The following is a 2,992-nucleotide window of genomic DNA, read 5'->3' as shown; positions in this document are numbered from 1 at the left end:
CTCCGTCCGCCGCGGGCCCGCCGTTTTCCGCGGCGGACGGACTCCACGGCCCCGGACGACACGATGCGGTGTGTCGATCCGGGGCCTTCCTCTTCTCCCGGAGGCGCTCGTGAATCCTCTCGTCCGCGGCTGGGCCGCCTCGGCCGCCCTCGGTGCCGGTCTGGTCCACCTCTGCCTGGCCTCCGTGCGGGACGACGCGTGGCTCGCCGCGCTCGTGCTCCTCGGCGCCGGCGAGCTCGTCTGGGCCGTCGCCGTGCTGGCCCGTGGCCGGATCCTCCTGCCGCGGGTCGTGCTCGCGGTCGCCGTCGCCACCACGGCCGGCTCGGCCCTCGCCCTCACCCTGGGGCTCCTGCGCGATCCACTGCCCTCGCTCGCGGGCGGGGTGCTGCAGCTCGCCGCGGCGGGACTCGTGGCGGCGTCCCTCCGACGCGCCCCCTCCCCCGACCGAGTGGTGCCGGCCGGACGGACGGTGCTGGGCCTCCTGGCGGGGGCCCTCGTCGTCTCGGCGCTCGCGACTCCGGCGATGGCAGCGACCTCGGCCGGGCCGGGCGGTACCGGAGGGATGCACGGCGTCGTCCAAGACGGGCACGGGCACTGAGCGGTCTCCGACGGCCTCTGGCCTCCCTCCGCGCGGTCGGCTAAGGTAAGGCCAACCTAAGAAGCCGATCGGAGGCCCTCGTGTCGAACGTGATCCCGTTCTCGCAGGCTCTCCGCGAGCGCGTCGGCCAGACCGGTGCCGCGGACGACGAGGGCGCCGCCTTCATGACCGCCCTGATGACCGGCGCCGGCAGCCGCGACGACTACATCGCGCTCGTCTCGCAGCACTACTTCGTCTACGAGGCGCTCGAGGCGGTGGCCGATCGCATGGGCGACGATCCGGTTGCGGCCCCCTTCATCTCGGCCAAGCTCACCCGGCTTCCCGCGATCGCCGAGGACCTGCGGTTCCTGATCGGCGAGGACTGGCGCGAGCGGATCCGTCCGCTGCCCTCGACGGCGGCGTACGTCGAGCGCATCACGACCGTGGCCAGCGGATGGAGCGGCGGATTCGTCGCCCACCACTACACGCGCTACCTCGGCGATCTGTCGGGCTGCAGCATCGTCCGCACCCTGCTCCAGCGCCGCTTCGGCTTCGAGACGAACGGCGTCGGCTTCTACCTGTACGGCGAGATCGCGACGCCGTCGGCGTTCCGCGCCGTGTACCGCGAGCAGCTCGACGCGGTCGACTGGGACGACGCCGAGCGCGACCGGGTCATCGCCGAGGTGGCCGAGGCGTACCGGCTGACGACCGAGCTGTTCCGCGACCTCGCCCGCTCCCGCGTCGCCGCCTGATCGCGCCCTCCGACCTCAGGCCGACGCCGCGCCGCCCTCGGCGGTCGCGACGGCGGCGGGCTCGGCCCGGCGCTCGGACATGAAACGCAGCACGTCCTTGTCGACGATGATGTCGCTCGGCCTCAGCGGCCTCGTGAGGTACAGACCCTCGAGGCTCGTGATGCGGCTGAGCGCGACATAGGTCTGCCCCGGGGCGAAGGCGCGCTGGCCGAGGTCGACCACGGCCGAGTCGTAGGTCTTGCCCTGCGACTTGTGGATGGTGACCGCCCAGGCGAGCCGGAGCGGGAACTGGGCGAACTCGGCCACGATCTCGCGGGTGAGCTTCTTGGTCGCCGCCGAGTAGGAGTAGCGGTAGCGCTCCCAGGTGGCCGGCTCGACCTCGTGCACCTCGCCGTCGACCTCGACCCAGACGGTGCCGGCGACCTTCTTCACGATCCCGATCGTGCCGTTGACCCAGCGCTGCTCCGCGTCGTTGCGGAGGAACATCACGTGCGCGCCGATCTTGAGCTCGAGGTTCTGATCGGCCGGGTAGGTGCGCCCGCCGAAGTCGCCGCTGATCTCGGCGGTCGCCGTCTTGAGCGGGCCCTTGAGGCGCGCGAGCGCCGTCTGGTTGATCCGGTTGACCGTGTCGTTGCGGGTCGCGAGGGTGATGGCCCCGTCGGTCGGCGGAGTGCGCGCGCCGGCCTCGTTGAGGACGTCGGCGATCTCCTTCGTGACCATGCCGAACCGGACGGCGTTGAGCATCCACTTGAAGCGCTCGTCGCTCTGCCGGTGGATCCGGCCGAGCTCCACGATGCGCAGCGGAGCCTCCTGCCAGACCAGCGCGTCGAAGAACCACAGCGAGCGGTAGCGGTCGGCGAAGTACGCGCGCTCCTCGGGGTCGCCGGGAACGGGAGCGAGCTGGAACGGGTCGCCGAAGAGGACGACCTGCACGCCTCCGAACGGTTCGGACCGCCGCTGGCGCGCCTGGCGGAGACTGCGGTCGATGCCGTCGAGCAGATCGGCGTTGACCATCGAGATCTCGTCGATCACGAGGGTGTCGATGGTGTTGAGGAGCTTGCGCAGCTCGGGCGGCTGGTCGAGATCGGAGTCGGCGATCACGCCGATCGGCAGGCGGAAGAGCGAGTGGATCGTCTGACCGCCCACGTTCAGCGCCGCGACTCCGGTGGGGGCGCAGATGACGATCTGCTTGTCGGTGTTCCAGCTCAGGTGGTTCAGCAGGGTCGACTTGCCGGTGCCCGCGCGACCGGTGACGAACAGGTGCTCGCGGGTGTTCTCGATGAGGTCGAACACCCGCTGCTGCTCGTCGGAGAGGGTCGGCTGGGTCACCGGTCCACTGTACCCGCGGCCGTGCGGCGTCGATCCGGAACTGCCGGGACGGGGGCCGACGGCCGCCTGGGGAGGAGGGTCAGCGGCGCTTGCCGAGTGCGGCCAGGCGCTCGTTGTACTCGTGGAGCTCGGCCTCGCCCGTGCGGTCGGCCTGCCGGTCGCGCCGCTTGGTCTCGCGGGCGTCGGACCTGCTCCACATCATCGCGACGACGATCGCGAGGGCGAGGGTCGGGATCTCGCCGATGCTCCAGGCGATGCCGCCGGCCGCGCGCTGGTCGGCGAGCGCGTCGCTGCCCCAGCCCATCGCTCCGTACCAGTCGGCGAGCAGGAGGCC

The 2,992-nt window shown here is 71.8% G+C and carries 4 protein-coding genes; 2 read left to right on the top strand and 2 right to left on the bottom strand.

Annotated elements, in window-relative coordinates; genetic code table 11:
* Positions 1–109 precede the first annotated feature (109 nt).
* Positions 110–598: a hypothetical protein gene (locus ASF46_RS02755; RefSeq protein ID WP_157602173.1), complete on the top strand. Its 489-nt coding sequence runs from the start codon at positions 110–112 to the stop codon at positions 596–598.
* Positions 599–678: 80 nt separating this feature from the next.
* A complete protein-coding gene (locus ASF46_RS02750; RefSeq protein WP_056866325.1) occupies positions 679–1,329 on the top strand; it encodes a heme oxygenase (biliverdin-producing) in 651 nt (216 codons plus the stop codon).
* Positions 1,330–1,344: 15 nt separating this feature from the next.
* On the opposite strand, the gene ASF46_RS02745 is transcribed toward ASF46_RS02750, so the two are convergent.
* Complete coding sequence (locus tag ASF46_RS02745; protein WP_056866324.1) at positions 1,345–2,658, bottom strand: ATP-dependent DNA helicase; 1,314 nt, start codon at positions 2,656–2,658, stop codon at positions 1,345–1,347.
* A gap of 79 nt (positions 2,659–2,737) precedes the next feature.
* A partial coding sequence (locus ASF46_RS19645; RefSeq protein ID WP_235576834.1) for a cytochrome c oxidase assembly protein occupies positions 2,738–2,992 on the bottom strand: 255 nt, incomplete at its 5' end.

The organism is Rathayibacter sp. Leaf296, assembly GCF_001423045.1.
Lineage (GTDB): Bacteria > Actinomycetota > Actinomycetes > Actinomycetales > Microbacteriaceae > Rathayibacter > Rathayibacter caricis.
Note: the sequence above shows the minus strand (reverse complement) of the source record. Positions and strands in the feature narration are given on the sequence as shown.